The 2,456-nt window shown below is 62.2% G+C and carries 4 protein-coding genes and 1 pseudogene; all 5 read left to right on the forward strand.

The annotated features are described in order from the left end of the window. Positions 1-115 (forward strand): annotated as a pseudogene (locus tag ACSFCA_RS36405) (sensor histidine kinase); the annotation flags it as partial. A gap of 38 nt (positions 116-153) precedes the next feature. Beyond that, entirely contained in the window at positions 154-405 is a 252-nt protein-coding gene (locus ACSFCA_RS36410) for a hypothetical protein (RefSeq protein ID WP_258351034.1), read from the forward strand. A gap of 140 nt (positions 406-545) precedes the next feature. Next, positions 546-1,262 (forward strand): Crp/Fnr family transcriptional regulator, encoded by a 717-nt coding sequence (locus tag ACSFCA_RS36415; RefSeq protein ID WP_435462987.1) that lies wholly within the window; start codon positions 546-548, stop codon positions 1,260-1,262. Between the two features lie 121 nt (positions 1,263-1,383). Next, positions 1,384-2,076: a Crp/Fnr family transcriptional regulator gene (locus tag ACSFCA_RS36420; RefSeq protein WP_258351033.1), complete on the forward strand. Its 693-nt coding sequence runs from the start codon at positions 1,384-1,386 to the stop codon at positions 2,074-2,076. Between the two features lie 109 nt (positions 2,077-2,185). Then, positions 2,186-2,344, forward strand: coding sequence for a DUF3309 domain-containing protein (locus ACSFCA_RS36425; protein WP_258351032.1), 159 nt, complete (start codon positions 2,186-2,188; stop codon positions 2,342-2,344). The last annotated feature ends 112 nt before the right edge of the window (positions 2,345-2,456 follow it).

Consider the following 2,456-nt stretch of genomic DNA (forward strand, 5'->3'; position numbering starts at 1 on the left):
TCTTTCCATCGCCCGCCAGAGCGTCGAGGCGGACTTCGGCACATTGACCGTGCGGGACGTGCCCGGCACCGGTTGCGTCTTCACGATCTCACTGCCGCGCCACTCGCTCCAGTGACCGGCACTGCGTCGTTCCCTGCCCCAGAAGGATTCGCCATGGACATTCAATTGCTGATGCGGATCGAACGCATGACGCAGCCTCGGTGGCTCACGTTGTCTGCGGATGTTGCTGCGGCAAAACGGCTGGTTGCCAGCGGCATGATTGAGGTGACTCTTGAGGTGCAATGCGGGCCGAGAGTATTCGCGACGGAAGCAGTGCATGTCCACGCGATCACCCGCGAAGGCGCCTTGGCCATCGCCAGCGAAAAGTCCTGCGCGCGGAAGAAAACGGTGCTCCCGACACCGTGATTCGCGCTGAACGGCCGGGTATTCGCGAGAAGCCGATGTGTGCGATAGCGCACAAAAAATGCCGCCGCTGCCTATACTGAAGAAGACTCTGCGCCTGAACCCGGATCCCGATTCATCTCCAGAGCCGTCTGGAGGACGCGATGCCCGTTGCGATCGATCCGAGAAGAAACCATCTGCTGGCATCACTGCCCGATGCCGAATGGCAACGCTGGCGGCCGCAACTCGAAGCGGTGGAAATGCCGTTGGGTCAGGTGTTGTATGAGTCGGGCATTGCACTGAGCCATGTCTACTTTCCAACCAGCGCCATCGTCTCGTTGCTGTACGTGATGGAGAACGGCGCCTCGGCTGAGATCGCCGTGGTTGGCAACGAGGGCATTGTCGGCATCTCGCTGTTCATGGGCGGCGAATCCACGCCCAGCCGCGCCGTCGTGCAAAGCGCTGGGCAGGGCTTCCGGCTGAGGGCACAGGCCATCAAGGACGAATTCACGCGCCCCCCCATCCTCCACCTGTTGCTGCGCTACACCCAGGCGCTGATCACCCAGATGGCGCAGACGGCGGTCTGCAACCGACACCATTCCCTGGATCAACAGCTTTGCCGTTGGCTGCTGCTGAGCCTGGACCGGCTGGAAGGAAGCGAACTCCTGATGACACAGGAACTGATCGCCAACATGCTCGGTGTACGCCGCGAGGGCGTGACCGAGGGGGCGCTCAAGCTGCAGGAGGCCGGTCTGATCCGCTACGCACGCGGTCACATTTCAGTGCTGAATCGACAAGGCTTGGAGCAACGCACCTGCGAATGCTATGCGGTGGTCAAGAAGGAATACGACCGGCTTCTGCCGGACAGGGTCGCGGCGTAGGCTGTCCGGGCGGCGGCGACCGGCATCTGCAGATGCCAGCACGTTGTGTTCGCTATCGAACAGTCGATTTTCGGCGCAGGTTGCAGACTTGTTCGGACTGCCAACGCACCGGAGGGCGAGATTGACCGCCGTCGAGAACCATCTGATCGAACTGCTTCCCGCGAAAGACCGGCGGCGCTTCCTCGCCATCTGCGAACCCACTCCATTGATCTTGGCCGACGTGCTCTGCTCGCCCGGCGAGTACACGCGCTACGCCTATTTCCCCACGGAAGGTTTCATTTCGCTGCTGACGCTGACCGGCGGCAGCCCCGAGCTCGAAGTCGGGATGGTCGGGCGCGAGGGCATGCTGGGCGCGCAAATCGTGCTGGGGGTGGGCACAACGCCCCTGCGTGCGGTTGTGCAAGGTGCGGGGACGGCATGGCGCGTCGACGCGGGTGCCTTCCGCAAGGAGCTCGAACGCAGCGCGGCCTTGCAGCGCGTGCTGAACCGCTACCTTTACGTGCTGATGGCCCAGCTGACAACCTCGGCCGCATGTCTTCGCTTCCACCAGATTGGCCCACGTCTGGCCCGGTGGCTGCTGATGAGCCAGGACCGCGCCCACCGCGACAGCTTTCGCGTGACGCATGAATTCCTGGCCTACATGCTCGGCGTGCGACGGGTAGGCATCACCGTGGCTGCCAACGCCTTGCAGCACAGCGGGCTGATTGCTTACCACCGTGGCGATCTCAAGGTGCTCGATCGCAGCGGCCTGGAAGCGGCAGCGTGCGGCTGCTACGCGGCCGATCGGAAGGCCTACGCCGACACGCTGGATTGACGCCAGCGGTCGGACAACCAGGCAATGCATTCCAGTTTGTTCGATAGCGAACAGACTGGAATGCGCCGCCTTGGTAACTTGATATCAAGCAAGCACCTAGGAGTGAATCATGAGCATTGGCACCATTCTTCTGATCATCCTGATCCTCGTTCTGATCGGGGCGTTTCCGTCATGGCCGCACAGCCGCAGCTGGGGTTACGGTCCGAGCGGCATTCTCGGCGTCGTCGTGCTCGTAGTGATCGTCTTGTTGTTGACGGGACGCCTCTAGGGAAGGTCTGATCAAGTCGTAAATTGGCTTGATGGCGAGCGCGTGTGCTTGTCGTTGCGCTCGCAAGCTCGTCTCACCGAGCATCCCCATGCGTTTGAGAGGCCCTTGCGGC

The organism is Variovorax multivorans, assembly GCF_051216835.1.
In the GTDB taxonomy this organism is placed as follows: domain Bacteria; phylum Pseudomonadota; class Gammaproteobacteria; order Burkholderiales; family Burkholderiaceae_C; genus Variovorax.

Excerpts from the sequence above, each read along its gene's own strand:
- ACSFCA_RS36410 (WP_258351034.1), top strand. The coding sequence starts at position 154 with ATGGACATTCAATTGCTGATGCGGATCGAACGCATGACGCAGCCTCGG.
- ACSFCA_RS36415 (WP_435462987.1), top strand. The coding sequence starts at position 546 with ATGCCCGTTGCGATCGATCCGAGAAGAAACCATCTGCTGGCATCACTG.
- ACSFCA_RS36425 (WP_258351032.1), top strand. The coding sequence starts at position 2,186 with ATGAGCATTGGCACCATTCTTCTGATCATCCTGATCCTCGTTCTGATC.